This window comes from Bacillus sp. FSL K6-6038 (genome assembly GCF_038050455.1).
Classification (GTDB): Bacteria; Bacillota; Bacilli; order Bacillales; family Bacillaceae_G; genus Bacillus_A; species Bacillus_A pseudomycoides.
Genome location: NZ_JBBOUH010000001.1, coordinates 4,428,925 through 4,447,700 on the forward strand (window position 1 = coordinate 4,428,925; position 18,776 = coordinate 4,447,700).

16 protein-coding genes are annotated in these 18,776 nt (G+C 37.7%); 3 read left to right on the forward strand and 13 right to left on the reverse strand.

All coding sequences use genetic code 11. The features are described 5' to 3' along the window. The first annotated feature begins 62 nt into the window (after nucleotides 1–62). Together NSQ40_RS23270 and NSQ40_RS23275 are read left to right on the forward strand one after the other, a co-directional pair. Nucleotides 63–386 carry a YnfA family protein gene (locus NSQ40_RS23270; protein ID WP_003200983.1) on the forward strand — a complete coding sequence of 108 codons (324 nt, stop codon included), beginning with the start codon at nucleotides 63–65 and terminating at the stop codon, nucleotides 384–386. Nucleotides 387–483: 97 nt separating this feature from the next. Beyond that, nucleotides 484–624, forward strand: a complete 141-nt coding sequence (locus tag NSQ40_RS23275) for a hypothetical protein (protein ID WP_003200980.1) — start codon at nucleotides 484–486, stop codon at nucleotides 622–624. A 245-nt stretch (nucleotides 625–869) separates the two neighbouring features. Here NSQ40_RS23275 and NSQ40_RS23280 read toward each other — a convergent pair whose 3' ends face one another. The 5 genes from NSQ40_RS23280 to NSQ40_RS23300 form a co-directional block, all read right to left on the reverse strand. Beyond that, complete coding sequence (locus tag NSQ40_RS23280; RefSeq protein WP_003200977.1) at nucleotides 870–1,343, reverse strand: MaoC/PaaZ C-terminal domain-containing protein; 474 nt, start codon at nucleotides 1,341–1,343, stop codon at nucleotides 870–872. 216 nt (nucleotides 1,344–1,559) lie between these two features. Then, a complete protein-coding gene (mdh, locus tag NSQ40_RS23285; protein WP_003200975.1) occupies nucleotides 1,560–2,498 on the reverse strand; it encodes a malate dehydrogenase in 939 nt (312 codons plus the stop codon). Nucleotides 2,499–2,518: 20 nt separating this feature from the next. Beyond that, nucleotides 2,519–3,811, reverse strand: a complete 1,293-nt coding sequence (gene icd / locus NSQ40_RS23290) for an NADP-dependent isocitrate dehydrogenase (RefSeq protein ID WP_018764461.1) — start codon at nucleotides 3,809–3,811, stop codon at nucleotides 2,519–2,521. Nucleotides 3,812–3,972: 161 nt separating this feature from the next. Continuing rightward, entirely contained in the window at nucleotides 3,973–5,121 is a 1,149-nt protein-coding gene (citZ, locus tag NSQ40_RS23295) for a citrate synthase (protein ID WP_003200970.1), read from the reverse strand. A 384-nt stretch (nucleotides 5,122–5,505) separates the two neighbouring features. Then, the gene (locus NSQ40_RS23300; RefSeq protein ID WP_003200968.1) at nucleotides 5,506–5,967 is read right to left on the reverse strand and encodes a DUF441 domain-containing protein; all 462 of its coding nucleotides are present in this window, start codon (nucleotides 5,965–5,967) and stop codon (nucleotides 5,506–5,508) included. A 407-nt stretch (nucleotides 5,968–6,374) separates the two neighbouring features. On the opposite strand from NSQ40_RS23300, the gene ytvI reads away from it, so the two are divergent. Continuing rightward, nucleotides 6,375–7,493, forward strand: coding sequence for a sporulation integral membrane protein YtvI (gene ytvI, locus NSQ40_RS23305; protein WP_018764463.1), 1,119 nt, complete (start codon nucleotides 6,375–6,377; stop codon nucleotides 7,491–7,493). 231 nt (nucleotides 7,494–7,724) lie between these two features. Here ytvI and NSQ40_RS23310 read toward each other — a convergent pair whose 3' ends face one another. From NSQ40_RS23310 to dnaE, 8 genes are all read right to left on the reverse strand, one after another. After that, nucleotides 7,725–8,114, reverse strand: a complete 390-nt coding sequence (locus NSQ40_RS23310) for an FxsA family protein (RefSeq protein WP_018764464.1) — start codon at nucleotides 8,112–8,114, stop codon at nucleotides 7,725–7,727. A gap of 229 nt (nucleotides 8,115–8,343) precedes the next feature. Further along, nucleotides 8,344–10,101: a pyruvate kinase gene (gene pyk, locus NSQ40_RS23315; protein WP_003200962.1), complete on the reverse strand. Its 1,758-nt coding sequence runs from the start codon at nucleotides 10,099–10,101 to the stop codon at nucleotides 8,344–8,346. 53 nt (nucleotides 10,102–10,154) lie between these two features. Continuing rightward, nucleotides 10,155–11,114 (reverse strand): 6-phosphofructokinase, encoded by a 960-nt coding sequence (gene pfkA / locus NSQ40_RS23320; protein ID WP_003200961.1) that lies wholly within the window; start codon nucleotides 11,112–11,114, stop codon nucleotides 10,155–10,157. Between the two features lie 128 nt (nucleotides 11,115–11,242). Then, nucleotides 11,243–12,217 carry an acetyl-CoA carboxylase carboxyl transferase subunit alpha gene (gene accA / locus NSQ40_RS23325; protein ID WP_018764465.1) on the reverse strand — a complete coding sequence of 325 codons (975 nt, stop codon included), beginning with the start codon at nucleotides 12,215–12,217 and terminating at the stop codon, nucleotides 11,243–11,245. Then, on the reverse strand, nucleotides 12,205–13,074 hold the full coding sequence (gene accD, locus NSQ40_RS23330) for an acetyl-CoA carboxylase, carboxyltransferase subunit beta (RefSeq protein ID WP_003200958.1): 870 nt from the start codon (nucleotides 13,072–13,074) through the stop codon (nucleotides 12,205–12,207). The genes accA and accD overlap by 13 nt, the downstream gene beginning before the upstream one ends. 254 nt (nucleotides 13,075–13,328) lie before the next feature. Beyond that, the gene (locus NSQ40_RS23335) at nucleotides 13,329–13,973 is read right to left on the reverse strand and encodes a FadR/GntR family transcriptional regulator (RefSeq protein ID WP_003200956.1); all 645 of its coding nucleotides are present in this window, start codon (nucleotides 13,971–13,973) and stop codon (nucleotides 13,329–13,331) included. A gap of 14 nt (nucleotides 13,974–13,987) precedes the next feature. Then, nucleotides 13,988–15,196 carry an NAD(P)-dependent malic enzyme gene (locus NSQ40_RS23340; RefSeq protein ID WP_162473037.1) on the reverse strand — a complete coding sequence of 403 codons (1,209 nt, stop codon included), beginning with the start codon at nucleotides 15,194–15,196 and terminating at the stop codon, nucleotides 13,988–13,990. Between the two features lie 133 nt (nucleotides 15,197–15,329). Next, nucleotides 15,330–18,659 carry a DNA polymerase III subunit alpha gene (gene dnaE / locus NSQ40_RS23345; protein ID WP_098158896.1) on the reverse strand — a complete coding sequence of 1,110 codons (3,330 nt, stop codon included), beginning with the start codon at nucleotides 18,657–18,659 and terminating at the stop codon, nucleotides 15,330–15,332. Nucleotides 18,660–18,776 lie beyond the last annotated feature (117 nt).

The following is an 18,776-nucleotide window of genomic DNA, read 5'->3' on the forward strand; positions in this document are numbered from 1 at the left end:
AGTTTGATTGTGCTATAGTTATATAGGAAAATATATCTAATAGAAAGCGATGATACATATTCATGTTTAAAGCAGCTGTTATTTTCATTCTTGCCGGACTAGCTGAAATTGGTGGTGGATATCTCATCTGGAAATGGATACGAGAAGGTGGTTCCATCTGGTTCGGTCTAATGGGAGGAATCATTTTATGTTTATATGGTGTAATTGCCACATTCCAAGTATTTTCTAGTTTCGGACGTGTATACGCAGCTTATGGCGGTGTATTTATTCTCATGAGTTTATTATGGGGATGGATGGTTGATAAGAAAACACCTGATTTGTTCGATTGGGCTGGTGCAGCTGTTTGCCTTGTCGGTGTGTTTATTATTCTTTGGCCACGTGGCTAAAAACAGGTATCCATTTGACTTATATCTCCTTAAAATGTAATAATCAATATAATTAAATTTTAATATAAAGATTAAACTATTAAGGAGCGAATTCAAAATGAATCGTAAAAATTGGGTATTATCTGGCTTCGCTTTATTATTTGTAGTTGGTTTTACTGCCGGCTTTTCAAACTGGGAAACATTACAAACTGGTATCTCTGATTTCTCAGAAGGGTTTGCAGAAGGGTTTTTCAGTTAAGTTATACTTACATTCGATCCTATAAAGTAAAACTTTAACCAGTGGGGGTTTTCTTCGTCCCCCACTGATTATTAGTTGAACGAATCGGGCTTTTACAGACAGTTCATCTTCCACCTAACTTCTTTGCTTTCGCTGAATTTTGAGGTGGGAGTGTTACTGTCCGTTAATGCGGGATAAAAAAATAGTGCTAACCTAGCATATAATAGGTTAGCACTATTTTTCATTACACTCTTACTAACTCATTATTAAAAATTATCCAATGCTTTTTCTAAAATAGAAGCTGATTTGTAAGGCGGCGCTACTGTTAGTACACCTTTCACAACCACTTCTTCTTTTTCATCATAAGCGAATACACGCATATCAATCGTATGCTCTTCCCCCGCAACTGCTACAACTTCAAAATGAATTTGCAAAGTTTCATAATGATGTACAGGCTTCACAAAAGTCAGGTCCTTCCTAACAACATGACTGCCTGGACCTGGTAAATATTTCGTAACTGCCGTTGTAATCATACCCGTTAACATAATGCTTGGTACAATTGGTTTTTCATACGGAGTTTGGGATGCGTAATCATGCTGAATATATAATGGATTTGAATCATTTGTTAATCCTAAATACAATAACAGATCTTTATCCTCAATTTTTTCAGTGATAGATAACTTTTCTCCTACTGTAATCTCATCCATTCGACGACCAATTTGATTTTTTTTCTTTAACATGCTACAATCCCCCTCCAATTTTTATTTTATTATCCTACCAAAAGCAATATATTATCCGAAGCGCTACTATAATGAGGGCAATGTATATTATAAGTCTATGTTCCCATTGTAGGACACAATTAATGATAGCGTTTTCATATTATTTTAAAAAAATAATCCTCTAAATAGTAGAAAAAGATTCGGGGCCCCGAATCTTTTTCTAACATATATTTTGTATTAAATAAGAACTTTCATAACGTTACGTACAGATTCTACCGAACGATCTAACGCTTCTTTTTCTTCTTCACGAAGTTCTAATTCAATAATTTTTTCAATTCCGTTACCACCTAGAATTACTGGTACACCTAGGTAAAGGTCGCTATAGCCATATTCACCTTCAAGGTATGCGATAGCTGGTAATACGCGGCGTTGATCTTTTAAAATCGCTTCAGTCATTTCAACTAAAGAAGCAGCTGGCGCGTAGTATGCACTACCGTTTCCTAGTAAACTTACAATTTCGCCGCCGCCTTTACGCGTACGTTCTACGATTTCTTCTAAGCGTTCTGCAGGAATTAATGTTTCTAATGGAATACCGCCTGCATAAGAATAACGTACAAGAGGCACCATGTCATCACCGTGGCCACCAAGAACGAATCCTGTAATGTCTTTAACAGAAAGATTTAATTCTTGTGCGATGAATGTACGGAAACGAGCTGTATCTAATACACCAGATTGACCGATAACACGCTCTTTCGGGAATCCAGCTTCTTTAAATACAGAATATGTCATTGCATCAACTGGATTTGTTAACACAACAATAATTGCGTTTGGTGAATGTTTTGCGATATCTTTCGTAATACTTTTCATAATTTTAGAGTTTGTTGCTACTAAATCATCACGGCTCATACCTGGTTTACGTGCAATTCCTGCTGTAATAACAACAACGTCAGAATCAGCAGTATCTACGTAATCAGATGTGCCGATAATGTTAGCATCAAAACCTTGTACAGGGCTTGCTTCTAACATATCTAACGCTTTCCCTTTTGTTGGATTCTCCAGTTGTGGAATGTCCACTAATACAACATCTGCAAGCTCTTTTTGAGCTAATAAAAACGCTGTTGTTGCTCCGGTAAATCCTGCACCGATGACTGATACTTTTTTGCGTTTGATTGTCATAATTTCTCCCCCACTTTGAATTATGCGTTTTTGATTACCGCTAAGTCCATATTGTTAATAAGGGCATCAGCAAATTCGGAACATTTCACTTCAGTTGCGCCATCCATAAGACGTGCGAAGTCATATGTTACCACTTTTGAAGCAATTGTTTTTTCTACTGAAGCAGTTACTAATTTCGCAGCTTCATTCCATCCTAAATGCTCTAATAATAATACTCCTGAAAGAAGAACAGAAGATGGATTTACTTTATCTAAACCTGCATATTTTGGAGCTGTACCATGTGTCGCTTCAAAAATAGCATGTCCAGTAACATAGTTAATGTTTGCACCAGGTGCAATACCAATGCCACCTACTTGTGCTGCAAGTGCATCAGAAATATAATCACCATTTAAGTTCATTGTTGCAACAACATCAAACTCACGTGGACGTGTTAAAATTTGTTGTAAGAAGATATCTGCAATAGAATCTTTAACAATGATTTTACCAGCTGCTTCAGCCTCTGTCATCGCTTTATTCGCTGCATCTTTACCATCTTTTTCAACAATACGGTCATATTCAGACCAAGTGAATACTTTATCGCCGAATTCTTGTTCCGCAACTTCATAACCCCAGTTTTTGAAAGCACCTTCTGTAAATTTCATAATGTTTCCTTTATGAACTAATGTAACAGAAGAGCGTTTTTCGTTAATTGCATATTGAATTGCAGCACGAACAAGACGCTTTGTTCCTTCTTCTGAAATTGGTTTAATACCAATCCCTGATGTTTCTGGGAAGCGAATTTTGTTTACACCCATTGTTTCTTTTAAGAACTCAAGCACTTTTTGTGCTTCTGGAGATCCTTGTGCATATTCAATACCAGCATAAATGTCTTCTGTATTTTCACGGAAAATCACCATATCAGTATCTTCCGGACGTTTTACAGGTGAAGGAACACCTTCAAAATAACGAACTGGACGTAAACATACGTATAAGTCTAACTCTTGACGAAGCGCTACGTTTAGAGAACGAATGCCGCCACCAACAGGCGTTGTAAGTGGGCCTTTAATCGCGATTAAATATTCGCGAATTTCATTTAACGTCTCTTCTGGTAACCATTCACCTGTTTGGTTGAATGCTTTTTCCCCTGCAAGCACTTCTTTCCAAACGATTTTCTTCTCACCATCATAAGCTTTTTCAACAGCTGCTTCTAATACACGAGATGCTGCCGCCCAAATATCTGGTCCAATTCCATCACCTTCAATAAAAGGAATAATCGGATTGTTTGGTACATTCATAACACCATTCGTTACAGTAATTTTTTCTCCTGTCGTCACTGTGATAACCCCCATGTTTGAAATTTCATATGTGTGAAACTGAGGGAATAAAACCCTCAGTTCAAACCGTTAGTCAAATTAAAATATTCCAATCATTATATCTTTGCGAAAAAATCAGATTTTTGAAAGCGTATTTCCACTATCTAAATAGTGTTTTTAACTTATCGTTGTGCTAATGGAACATAGCGTTGGTGCGTTGGTCCATTATAATCAGCACGCGGACGAATTAAGCGGTTATTTTCATATTGTTCTAGAATATGAGCTAACCAACCTGACATACGACTGATTGCAAAGATTGGTGTAAATAAATCATGATCAATTCCTAAACAATGGTAAACAGAAGCAGAATAGAAATCGACATTTGGTGGAAGACCTTTTTCTTTTGTGACAATGTCTTCGATTTTGATAGACATATTATACCATTTTTCTTCCCCTAAAAGCACGCATAATTTCTTAGACATTTCACGTAAATGTTTCGCGCGAGGATCACCGTGCTCATATACGCGATGGCCAAATCCCATAATTTTCACCTTATTTTGAAGTGCGTTATGAATATAGGATTCTACATTTTCTTCTTCGCCAATTTCTTTTAACATCTTCATTACATTTTCATTCGCTCCGCCGTGAAGAGGTCCTTTTAAAGCACCAATCGCTGCTGTAATACCAGAATATACATCTGAAAGTGTCGCAACGCAAACGCGAGCTGTAAATGTAGAAGCATTTAATTCATGATCCGCATGAAGTACAAGAGCTTTATCAAAAGCTTCAATTTCCACTTCATTTGGTTCGCGGTTATTTAACATATAAATAAAGTTTGCAGCTAATGATAAATCTTTTCGTGGCTCAACCACTTCTAAACCTTTACGAATTCTTGCATACGCTGCAACAAGAGTCCCTACTTGAGCCTGTAATTTAACCGCTTTCAAATAATTGGACTTCTCATCCATTAATTCAGCGCTCTCATCGTATAATGATAACATGGAAATCGCAGTTCGTAAAACAGACATCGGATGTGCAATCTTTAAATCTACTTGTTTTAAATATGATAAAATCTCACTTGGAACTTTAGAATATTCAGATAGAGTTTCTTTTAACTCATTTAATTCCTCTTCATTAGGAAGTTTACGGTGCCATAATAAATATACCACTTCTTCAAACGTAGCATTTTCCGCTAAATCATCAATATTATACCCAACATACGTTAATGTATCATCAATAATAGAACTCACAGATGATGTTGTTGCTACTACCCCTTCTAATCCTCGAATAACAGTCATGACATTCTCTCCTTTTCCTGAAAATTCTCCCAACCTTGCTCCCTTATATCTGTTTGCTTCCCTCCTAAATTATGAACGCCCGTTCACTCTTTAGGCAAGCAAAATGCACGATCATGCAAATTTGTTGTGGTGTTCCCATCTCGTTGTTCCATTGCTTTATCAAAGCATGAGCGTGAGTTTCTCTCCGAATCCTCACGCTTAGAACAATAGATGGTGAGGAAAACTAGTTTCGAAGAGTTTATGATAAAAACAACATAAAACAATGTCAGCAGAAAATTATTTTATGTTGTTTTTATTTTATCTGGTGTAAGTCTTCGTTGCTATGTAGCCTTTACATGTTTCTAATTCTATTATAAACAATTATCTGACTTTTGTGAATGGAAAGAATTCAAAAATTTTATATTACTATAAAATTTTTCACTTAAACATCTGTATAATGTTCATCACAGCATAGGCAATTCCAGCTCCAATTAATGGTCCTACAGCAACTCCATTAAATAATGCAACTGCAATAATTGTTCCAAATACAAGCGCAGTTGTAATATGAGGATCGTTCGTTAATAACTGCACACCACCCTTTGCTAACAAAGCAACCGCTATCCCTGAAGCGAGCGCAATCCATGCATAATACGATTTAGCTGCTTCACCAAGCTGCTTAAATCCAATTTCACCCGTAGCGATCGGAACAAGAACCGCAATCGTAATAACCGTTACACCAAGATTAATTCCTTTCGTTTGTAAATATGGAAGAATTTTTTCTCCTAGAAACGTCCACTTTAATAAAAATAAAACGCCAACCGCTACAGTGAGCGATTGATTTTTAGCAATAAGTCCAATAATAAGTAGTATGAATAAAAATAACGTTGATTGACTAATCATGATTACACTTCCTTTCTGAAAATAATGAACCTGTTTACAAAGTAAATCGCTGTTAAACATATCGTTATACACGATATAGGCAAGAGTATTCATCAATCAATATAGATGATACAGCAGACCTTAAACGCTCTAAACGAGACCAAAATAAGTTGTTTTTATATTTACCGAGAAAGAAAAGCACACTTCTTTCTTTTCTTATAAGAAACCGGTAAAATAAAAAGTAGGTAAAGTGAAGCTCTCGTCAATCAGTACAGAGAAAGCATTTACTATTGATTAGCCTTCACCGTCAAGCTTTTACGCGCCGATTACTTCGCACCTTGAAGTAATTCATACTGCCCGTGAATAGCAGGATAAATCCATCATTCCACTATAACATAAATACAATTTGGAATGGGAGGTAAGCACCTTTGAATCGAAACTCACTGTATATCGTATTGCGACTTATATTTGTCATTTTAGCAACAACAATTGGGTTTTATGCGCTTTTGTATGTTTCAGGTCTTATATACCCTTTTATCATCGCATTAGCTTTTGCTTATTTGATTAATCCAGTCGTAAATTTTCTCAATCAAAAACTACAATTCCCTCGTGCCCTAGCGGTACTCGTCAGCTTAATTCTCGTGTTCGGTGCCATCGTCGGACTTGTTACATATCTTGTGACAGAAGCGATTTCCGCCACAACTTACTTACTACAAATCGTCACAGAAAAGTTTCCAGCAATTGTACAGTATGCACAGCAATTTGCACTCAATAATATTATGCCTTTATATGATGATTTAATTTCTAAATTTAATCATCTTGGTGAATCACAACAATATACAATTACACAAAACATTCAAAATCTAGGAACGGAAGCAACAAAGCAAATGAAAGAGCTGTTAACCGCCATTATAAGTGGATTAACAAATTTCATCAGTGCACTCCCAACAACTTTAACAGTCCTCGTCTTCATCCTATTAGCGACTTTCTTTATTAGTTTTGATTGGCATACACTCGCTCATAAAGTAAAGCGATTGCTTCCAAATCGCATACACGGATACGGAAAGACTATTTTTGTTGATTTACGAAAAGCATTATTTGGATTTGTAAAAGCACAACTCACACTTGTATCTATGACCACCGTCATCGTACTAATTGGACTATTAATTTTGCGCGTACCATACGCCATCACAATCGCAATCATTACAGGAATTGTAGACTTACTTCCTTATTTAGGAACGGGAGCAGTCTTTGTTCCTTGGATTATATATGTATTTTTCACAGGGGACACAGCTTTCACAATTGGTCTACTTATTTTATATATTGTTGTCATTGTTCAAAGACAAATTATGGAACCGAAAGTGTTATCCTCCAACATCGGACTCGATCCATTACCAACACTTATTGCGTTATTCGTTGGGTTTAAGCTATATGGTTTCTTAGGATTAATTATTGGCCCAGTTACATTAGTATTATTAAACACATTGCACAAAGCTCATGTATTTCATGATTTATGGAAGTTTATTAAAGGCACACCATTAAAATAAATTTCCCACAATAGTCGTTGTTCGCAATAAAATAAGCAAGGGAATTCCCTATAATAAATGGGGGATTCCCTTGCTTTTTGCATAAAATAATACAACCGAGAATTCCTTTGTATTTTTATTCTATTTTCAACATAAATATCAATCCCTTTTCTTCCTTTTTCTACAAATGAATAAATATACACTTTATATTTCGACAAAAAAATAACACTTAAAACATTTCTGTTTCAAGTGTTATTTTTGTACAATAATTGTCGTGTTTCTTCTTATTTTCCGCTCTAACCATTTAATCATCATGAACTTAAACGGCTGTCGTGTTACCGAAAATATAAAAATAAACCCGATTACATCCGTCACATATCCTGGTGTCAAAAGAAGAAGTCCACCTATAAAAACAAAAATACCATCTAATACAGCATCTCCTGGCATTTCACCTCTATTTAACCGAAATTGAATCTCCTTTAATACTATAAGCCCTTGTCGTTTTGCTAAATAAGCGCCAAGTACACCTGTAAACACGATCATAGCAAACGTCGGCCACATACCAATTAAATGACTAGATCCAATTAATACCGTTATTTCAACAGCAGGGATTAAAATTAAAAGAAAAAGAAGCCACTTCATTCCCTCATCCTCCTTCATCATACTATTTACAGGAAGTAAAATACTCATGCTACCCAACAGCCTAATTAGACTCTCTCGATTTCCTCACACCCTCAAAACAACCCACAAAACATCCAACAAAAAATGAAATCCCTTTCCCACTACCGAAGATTTCTTTTTTCAGAATGGTTTTTGTATTTAAATTGCAAAAAAAAGAGAAGGACTCCGATCCTTCTCTCCATATTACTTCTTATAGCACTTCCGCATGTCCATTATAAACAATTCCGCGCGCTGCATCAACTGTTACTTCTTGGCCATTTTTTAAAGTCGTTGTTACACCGTTTACACCAACGATAACCGGGATACCGATTGATACACCTACAACAGCCGCATGGCTTGTTAAGCCACCTTCTTCTACAACTAGAGCTGCAGCTTTTTCAATTGCAGGAATCATATCTTTATCAGTGCTTGTTGTAACAAGTATGTCACCTTCTGTTACGTTCGCTACAGCTTCTGCAGCTGTTTTCGCTACAACTACTTTACCTTTTGCAGCTTTGCGACCAATCCCTTGTCCTTTAGCGATTTCTTCACCAACAACATGGATTTTCATTAAGTTTGTTGTGCCAGTTTCAGCAACTGGTACACCAGCAGTAATTACAACTGTATCTCCAAGTCCGATTAGACCTGCATTCATACCTGTTTGAATTGCAGTATCTAACATTTCATCAGTAGATGCTGCACGTTTTTCAGCCATAAACGCTTGTACACCCCAAACAAGTGCAAGACGACGGCCCACTTGCTCGTCAGTTGTTACAGCTACGATTGGAGATTTTGGACGATATTTAGAGATCATTTTTGCAGTATATCCACTTTCTGTTGGAGCTACGATTGCAGCTACATCAAGAGCAAGCGCTGTGTGTGCAACAGATTGACTAATTGCATCTGTAATTGTTGGAGTGAACTCTTTAATACGCTTTTTGAACATATCTTCGTATTGCAATGATTTTTCAACACGTACTGCGATGTTCGCCATCATTGTTACTGCTTCTACTGGGTATTGTCCCGCTGCAGTTTCACCAGAAAGCATGATTGCATCTGTACCATCAAAGATTGCGTTCGCTACGTCACTTGCTTCCGCACGAGTTGGACGTGGGTTACGTTGCATAGAATCTAACATTTGTGTTGCAGTAATAACCGGTTTACCTAATACGTTACATTTTTTGATTAGACGTTTTTGTACTAGCGGCACTTCTTCTGGTGGAATTTCTACACCCATGTCACCACGAGCTACCATTAAACCGTCAGAAACTTCTAAGATAGAATCGATGTTATCGATACCTTCTTGGTTTTCAATTTTTGGTACGATTTGAATGAATTGTGCATTATGCGCTTCTAACAATTCACGGATTTCTAACACGTCAGCTGCTTTACGAACGAAAGATGCCGCGATGAAATCAACTTTTTGCTCGATACCGAAGACGATATCTTTTACGTCTTTTTCAGTGATACCAGGAAGCTTAATGCTTACGTTTGGTACGTTAACACCTTTTTTATTTTTCACAGTTCCGCTGTTCAATACTTTTGTACGGATGTTTCCGTCAGCTTTCTCGATTACTTCTAGTTCGATAAGGCCGTCATCGATTAGAATACGAGAACCTGGGTCTACATCCTCATAAAGACCAGCATAAGATACAGAGAACTTTTCTGCAGTTCCTAATACTTGCTCAGTAGAGAGAACTACTTCTGCACCTGTTACAAGCTCAGCTTGTCCGTCTACGAAGTCATGTGTACGGATTTCTGGACCTTTTGTATCAAGTAAGATCGCAACTGTTTTACCAGTTTTCTTTGAAGCTTCACGAATGTTTTTGATACGTGCTCCGTGCTCTTCATGGCTACCATGAGAGAAGTTTAAACGAGCAACATTCATACCCGCTTCGATTAATTGCTCTAATTTCTCAATACTTTCACTAGCAGGACCTATAGTACATACAATTTTAGTTTTACGCATATTGCACCTCCGAAAATTATGAAACCGTTCCCAAATATTCGATATTACGCCGATTAGATGGATAATTCTTTAGATAATTGATACATATCTTTATCAATCGTATGCTTTTGATCTAACGCTTCGATAATGTCATGATCAACAAGTTTGTTATTTTGGATACCAACGCAGCGTCCACCTCTACCTTCAATCAACAGTTCAACTGCTCTAGCGCCAAGACGGCTTGCTAATACACGATCTTGTGCACTTGGTGATCCACCACGTTGTACGTGACCTAATACAGTTACACGAGTATCAAAGTTTGTTGCTTCTTCAATGTGTTTACCGATGTCAATCGCGCTTCCAACACCTTCTGCTACAACGATAATACTATGTTTCTTTCCACGCTCACTACCACGTTTTAAACGAGCAATAACATCTTCCATGTCATACTCTTCTTCTGGAATTAAGATTGTTTCTGCGCCATCTGCTAAACCAGCCCATAATGCGATATCACCAGCGTGACGCCCCATTACTTCGATAACATATGTACGTTCATGAGATGTAGCTGTATCACGAATTTTATCAATTGCATCAATAACAGTGTTTAATGCTGTATCGAAACCAATTGTGAAGTCTGTCCCAGGAATATCATTATCAATTGTACCTGGTACACCGACACATGGGAATCCTTGCTCTGTTAATTTTTTAGCACCTTGGTAAGAACCGTCTCCACCAATAACAACAAGTCCTTCAATGCCAAATTTCTTTAATTGCTCGATACCTTTTAGTCGTACTTCTGGGTCTTTAAACTCAGGACATCTTGCTGTATATAATTTTGTACCACCGCGGTGGATAATATCGCCAACAGAACCAAGTTCTAATTTTTCAATGTGACCAGAAATTAATCCAGCGTATCCATGATAGATACCATATACTTCTATATCATGGAAAATCGCTTTACGAACAACTGCACGAATGGCAGCATTCATACCAGGTGAATCTCCACCACTTGTTAATACACCAATACGTTTCATTTGTACTCACCTCATAAAGATTATTTACCTTATAATAAAATAACATGAAGAAATATAAAAATACAATGGAGAAGATGTGTCTTTTCACAATAAAAGCGTGCATTCGCGAAATGGAACGCACGCTTTTCTTATTTTATCCAAATGGAAGCGTTTGAAAACGAAACTTGCCCAATTTTCATATATTTTTCATAACGTTTTTCGATTAATTCATCTTTCGAAATACCGTTTAATTGCCCAAATGTTTTTTTCAACATTAAGTCAATGTTTTCTGATTGCTTTAAAATATTACGATGCGCACCGCCGCGTGCTTCTGGAATAATTTCGTCAATTACACCTAATTCTTTCAAATCCACCGCCGTGATTTTCATCGCTTCTGCAGCTTCTTTCGCTTTTCCTGCATCTTTCCAAAGAATCGCTGCCGCTCCCTCTGGTGTAATAACAGAATAAGTGGAATTTTCTAGCATATGAATGTAATCTCCTACTCCAAGACCTAACGCACCACCACTGCCACCTTCACCGATAACAATGCAAATCACAGGTACAGTAAGCCCTGCCATTTCGAATAAATTACGTGCAATTGCTTCACTTTGCCCACGTTCTTCAGCAGCCTTCCCAGGATAAGCACCTTTCGTATCAATGAAGCAGATGATTGGACGATTAAATTTCTCCGCTTGCTTCATTAAACGTAGCGCCTTTCGATATCCTTCTGGATGAGGCATTCCAAAATTACGACGAATATTTTCTTTCGTATCTTTCCCGCGCTGGTGCCCAATTACTGTTACAGGCATGCCATCATATTTCGCTATGCCGCCGACAATCGCTGCATCATCGCCATATAGACGATCTCCATGACATTCAAAAAAATCAGTAAATAAGTGCTCAATATAATCGAGCGTTGTCGGTCGTTCTGCATGACGAGCAATTTGAACGCGGTCCCATACTTTCATATTGCCGTATATTTCTTCCTCTAAATTTTCTAGCTTGTCTTCCAAAATACGAATCTCCTCGCTGAAGTCCATCTGGGTGTTTTTCGTATAGTCTTTCAGTTCACGAATCTTATTTCTTAGCTCAACAACTGGTTTTTCAAATTCTAGCTCTGCCATACAGCCGTTTCCCCTCCTTGATGAACTTCTAAAATCTTACGGAGCGACTCTCTCATATCATCGCGATGCACAACCGCATCCAATTGACCGTGCTCTAGTAAAAATTCTGCCGTTTGAAAGTCTTCTGGCAACTTCTCACGCACTGTTTGTTCAATTACACGTCTACCAGCAAAGCCGATAAGTGCACCTGGCTCTGCAAGATTATAGTCACCAAGTGAAGCGAAACTCGCTGAAACACCGCCTGTCGTCGGATGAGTCATAACAGAAATAAATAATCCTCCAGCATTGCTATGCTTTTTCAAAGCTACGCTCGTTTTTGCCATTTGCATTAAGCTTAAAATACCTTCTTGCATACGCGCACCGCCCGATGCAGTAAAGATAATAAATGGAACTTGTAATTCGTACGCTTTTTCAACTGCACGTGCAATTTTTTCTCCTACAACAGAGCCCATGCTGCCCATTCGAAAGCGAGAATCCATTACTGCAATCACAACAAGCATTTCATCAATTGTTCCTTCACCTGTCACAACTGCTTCATTTAATTCTGTTTTCTTGCGATCACTCTCTAATTTTTCTTCATAATTTGGGAACCCAAGTGGATTTAACGAAACCATCTCTTTGTCATACTCACGAAATGAACCTTCGTCCAATACACTATCAAGGCGTTCCCATGCATTCATAGGATGATGATAGCCACAGTTTACACATACTTTTAAATTTTTAAGAAGCTCTTTTGTATACATGATTTTCTTACATTTCGGACATTTTGTCATAACACCGTCCGGTACATCTCTTCGTACTTGTTCTGAAGGAATTGCAGCGTACTTTTTCTTTTTTACGAATAAATCTCTTAGCACAATTTGACCCCCTTTGTTGAGAGCTAAGGTTAGGAAGAAAATGTGGCTAACACCAAAGATCGATGTTAGCCTTGTCTTCTCAATCTGTCTAATAGAGGATGTTCAAACAGTCCAGTCAAGATAGCTACTCAGCTCTCTTTATCCTCTTTTTTTGAACACGCACTCATAACCTCTCTCTTTACGTTTAACTTTAACCGCTATGCGATAGATTGTTTGTCATAACGTGTCATGGTCATTTCGACAAATTTTATACATTACGAGTGAAACTGTATGTTTTCCATTAGTTCATCATAAATTTTTAGCGCCTCTTCTTCTTTTTTCGCGTATAACACTTCATAAAGCTTTCTATAGATTTCTATAGATTCTAGTGAAATTTCATAAGAAAGAGTCGCAACGTAATCATTTACAATTCTCCAAATTCGATATAGTAAATAATTGTCCACTCGTTCAATAAGTGTTTTGAAAAACATTTGATGAAACTCCTGAATTGAACTTTCGTCCTTTTTAAGAACTTGTTTCAACATACCTAATACACTAGAAAACGTTTCTTTCGGTAAATCACATACGATTCGAATAACATCTTTTTCAAGCAAGCGTTTCGTCTGTAACAAATCACGAATTGTTTTCTCATCTTGTAATAAAAATGGTGCGATTAATTGAACAAGACCATTGTCATAGAAGTTTCGAATAAACGTTCCTTCACCGCGTCTTGTTTCAATTAATCCTACGAGTTCTAAAGCTCGCAATGCTTCCCGTACAGATGAACGCCCAACGTTTAAACGCGCACTTAACTCGCGCTCAGATGGTAAACGATCACCTGCGACTAAACCATCCTCTTCCATAATGGAACGGATTTTCTTTACAATTTCGAGATATACTTTTGTATTTGATGATGTCAATAGAAATTCCTCGCTTACTCTTTACCAATCAACGCTAAATTTTTTGTTTTCTCAGCGATTTCATTTGGATCTACTTGACGGCGAGCTACTCCTGTCTCCATCGCAGCTTTTGCAACATAAGCCGCTACCTGAGGCGCTACACGCGCGTCAAACGGAGCTGGAATGATATAGTCTGCATTTAGCTCATCTGCCGCTACAAGCTCTGCAATGGCTTGTACAGCTGCCATTTTCATTTCTTCATTGATTTGCGTAGCATGTACATCAAGTGCACCACGGAAAATACCAGGGAACGCTAGTACATTATTTACTTGGTTCGGGAAGTCAGAACGACCAGTTCCAACAACAGCTGCTCCTGCTGCTTTTGCCAGTTCCGGCATAATTTCTGGAACTGGGTTTGCCATTGCAAAAATAATTGCATCGTCATTCATTGTACGAACCATTTCCTCAGTCAATGCACCCGCTACAGATACACCGATAAATACATCCGCGCCTTGCAGAACATCCGCTAATGAACCTTCTACACGATTTTTATTCGTATATTTTGCAACTTCATCTTTCACCGGATTCATACCAACAGGGCGACCTTCATAAATCGCACCTTTTCGGTCACACATAATAATGTCGCGTACACCATAGCGATATAAAAGTTTAATGATTGCAATACCTGCTGCACCTGCACCATTTGCTACAACTTTAATGTCAGACATTTTCTTTCCAACTAGCTTAAGTGCGTTTACAAGACCTGCTACTGTTACGATAGCTGTTCCGTGTTGATCATCATGGAATACAGGAATATTTGTTTCTTTTTTCAAACGTTCTTCAATGATAAAGCAGTTGGGTGCTGCAATATCCTCTAAGTTTACACCGCCAAATGTCGGCTCCATTAATTTTACAGTTTCAACAATTTTATCTACATCGTTTGTATTTAAAGCAATAGGGAATGCATCTACGCCAGCAAAGCTTTTGAATAATACAGCTTTACCTTCCATTACTGGAAGAGATGCTTCTGGTCCGATATTACCAAGACCAAGTACAGCTGTTCCGTCCGTCACAACTGCTACCATGTTTCCCTTCATTGTATATTCATATACCTTACTTTTATCGTCATAAATTTCTTTACAAGGTTCTGCAACCCCTGGAGAATACGCAAGACTTAAGTCTTTAGCATTTTCTACTTTTACTTTTGATACAGTTTCTAATTTTCCTTGATGCACTTTATGCATGTGAAGTGCTTCTTCACGAAGTGTTGACAAACTATCCACTCTCCTCAAATTATTCTTGCTGATATCATTCTCTCCAAGTGGTCTGACCACGAACACTATTACTATAATAATCGAACTATAGGGAAATTGTCCATTATATTTTCACTACGACATTTTCCTCACCGACTATTTCGCGAAGTGCTCCTAAACATTCTTCACTTGGATGAATTGACAAACTACGAGATAATTGTACCATTTTATGTTCCTTTTCATAATAAATTAGTACTTTCGCAAAACCTGAATAGTGAAACAATATTTTTGTAACTTGATTTAACAACTTCTTTTCATACTGCGACGGTAGTTTTACATAGATCGATGCTTCTTTCATTTCATTGTAAACATCCATTTGTTCTAATGGATAAAGACCGTTCACAATCCATTGCAATTTATGATTTCGTTGTTCAGTCGTCCCTTCCACTAAAACAATTTCACCTTCTTTTAACCTCTCCGAAAAATGAATATACGTCTCCGGAAAGACAACCGCTTCCATTTCATCATTTTGATCACAAAAAGTGACGAACGCCATTTTTTGCAATTTTTTCGTCCGAATGACTTTTACACCTGTTACATAAACAATCGCACGCTGTACGTTTCGCTTTTGCCTCATCGCTTGCGCAAGAGACGGAATTTCTAGTTCTTTTACAAGCTTTGCATACTGCGCCGTTGGATAACTGGATAAATAAAAGCCAAGCGCTTCTTTCTCATTATTTAATTGTTCAATAAAAGATAGCTCTTCTCCTTGTACGTATACTGATTTTGGGACACTTTCTTCCCCCAATTCACGCGCAAGGCTTGCATACTCTAAAGCACCCTTAATACTGTTAAACAAAGTTGTTCTCGAAACTTGAAAATCATCGAAACAGCCAGCCCAAACAAATGCCTCTAAATTACGCTCCGTAACAAACTTTGCTGGCATACGAAGACAGAACTCAAATAAATCTTGAAATGGATTTCTTTCTCTTTCCTCGATCACCGCATTCACTGTAGCCATCCCGATATTTCGAATCGAAAGCAAACTATAGCGAATTGCATTCCCTTCTATTTGGAAATTATAACTACTTCTATGAAGAGACGGCGGTAAAACATGAAAACCTTTGCGCTTCGTTTCACGTATATATTGCACAATCTTATCTTCGTTACCTATCGCACTGGATAAGAGTGCCGTCATAAACTCTAAAGGATAATTCGCTTTTAAATAAGCGAGCTGATATCCAATCATACTGTACGCTACAGCATGGCTTCGGTTAAAACCGTAATTTGCAAATCTAACAATTAAATCATAAATTTGTTCTGCAGATGTTTCATCGTATCCATTTCGTAAACACCCTTGTACAAAATGCTTTCGTTCTTGATCTAAAATCTCACGGTTTTTCTTACTCACTGCACGGCGGAGCAAATCGGCTTCTCCGAGTGAAAATCCCGCTAACTGCGAAGCAATTTGCATAATCTGTTCTTGGTATACAATAACGCCATATGTGCTTTTTAAAATTGGCTTTAAATCTGAATGTAAATAATGAATTTGACACTTCCCGTGCTTTGACTCAATAAAGGTTGGGATTTGTTCCATTGGCCCTGGACGATATAAAGCGTTGACGGCAACAATATCTTCAAACTCATTTGGTTTTAAACTGCGGAGTACATTCCGCATTCCCCCAGATTCGAGCTGGAATACACCTGTTGTATCTCCTCTTCCCAGTAATTGGAATGTCTTTTCATCTTGAAGAGGTAAATTCCGTATATCAATTTGTTTACCTGTTTTGTTCACAATAAATGTAAGAATATTTTCAAGTAACGTTAAATTACGTAAGCCTAAGAAGTCCATTTTTAACAGACCAAGTTCTTCTAACACTTCTGCTGGATATTGCGTTACATATACATCGTTATGCCCTTCTTGAATCGCAACACTTCCCGTTAATGGCTCCTGACTCATAATGACTCCTGCTGCATGAATAGACGTATGACGTGGTAAACCTTCTACACGCTTCGCAATTTCAAAAACACGCTCATGCAAGAGATTTCCTTGTACAAATTCACGAAGGGACCCGGATTCTTCATATGCTTCTTTTAATGTAATCCCAACCCTTGATGGAATCAGTTTCGAAAATATGTCAATATCTCTCGGCGGAAGCCCCATTACGCGGGCGATATCCCGAATCGCTGCTTTTGCAGCAAGCGTTCCGAACGTAACAATTTGGGCAACGCGAAGTTGACCATACTTATCTTTTACATAACGAATCATCTCATCACGTCTAATGTCCGGAAAATCAATATCAATATCTGGAAGCGTAACACGTTCAGGATTTAGAAATCGTTCAAAAAGCAAGTTGTACTCAATTGGATCGATATCTGTAATTTCTAACACATAAGAAACAAGAGAACCTGCTGCTGAGCCACGGCCCGGTCCTGTTAAAATACCATGTTCATGTCCGTATTTCATAAAGTCCCAAACAATGAGAAAATAATCACTAAATCCCATGCGAGAGATAACTTCAAGTTCATGATTCAAACGTTTCCTATGTACATCTTGAACCGCCCCATATCGCTTATTTAGCCCATCTTCACAAATGCGGCGCAAATAAGCATCTGATGTTTCGTTAGATGGAACAGGAAACTTTGGCAATTGATTGACGTGGAAAGGAATTTCTACGTGGCAACGTTCAGCTATACAAACTGTATTTTGAAGGGCTTCTTCTGCATGAGAAAATAAAGCTTCCATTTCAGCCGATGATTTTAAATAATACTGGTCTGTTTTGAGCCTTGGTCTGTCTGGATCAGTCATCTTTGTTCCGCTCTGAACAGATAGCAAGCATTCCTGCACAAGCGCATCGCTTTGGTTCACATAGCGAACATCATTTGTCGCAACAACTGGAATGTTTATTTCGTTTGCAAATTGTGGTAATTTTTCTTGCAAGAATAGTTCATCCTGAATTGCGTGATGCTGCAAACTCATATAAAAACTTCCAAACATATTTTGATACGCACGAGCTACTTCTTCAGCAATCTCGTCTCTTCCTTGTAACAATAACTGTTCAATTTCCCCATCTTTTCCTGGAGAAATCGCAATCAACCCTTTTGCATAATGAGAAAGCCACTTTTTCGGAATCCCGTCTTTAGACTTAGTCATGATGGTGCTAGAAATTTTCAATAAGTTTTGGTATCCCATCTCATTTTCTGCTAACAGTACAAGCGGATAGGATTGCTCTTCTTCCTCACTAAAAACAGAGGCTGTTAATCCGATAATTGGCCGCACGCCATTCTTCTTACATGCTTTATAAAATGGAATCACTCCGTACATCACATTTTCATCTGTAATTGAAAGTGATGAAAATCCAAGCTCTTTCGCACGGCTTACAAGTTCATCAATTTTACAAGCACTTTTTAACAAACTATAAACGGTTTGACATTGTAAATGCACAAACTTCACTGTTGTACCCTCTCTTTATCTATTTGACTACTTTCATTATAGGTGATGAAGAAAGCGGAAATCAAAACATACTTCTTATACTTTGTCCATATATATGGAGGAGAAAGGGGAATGACG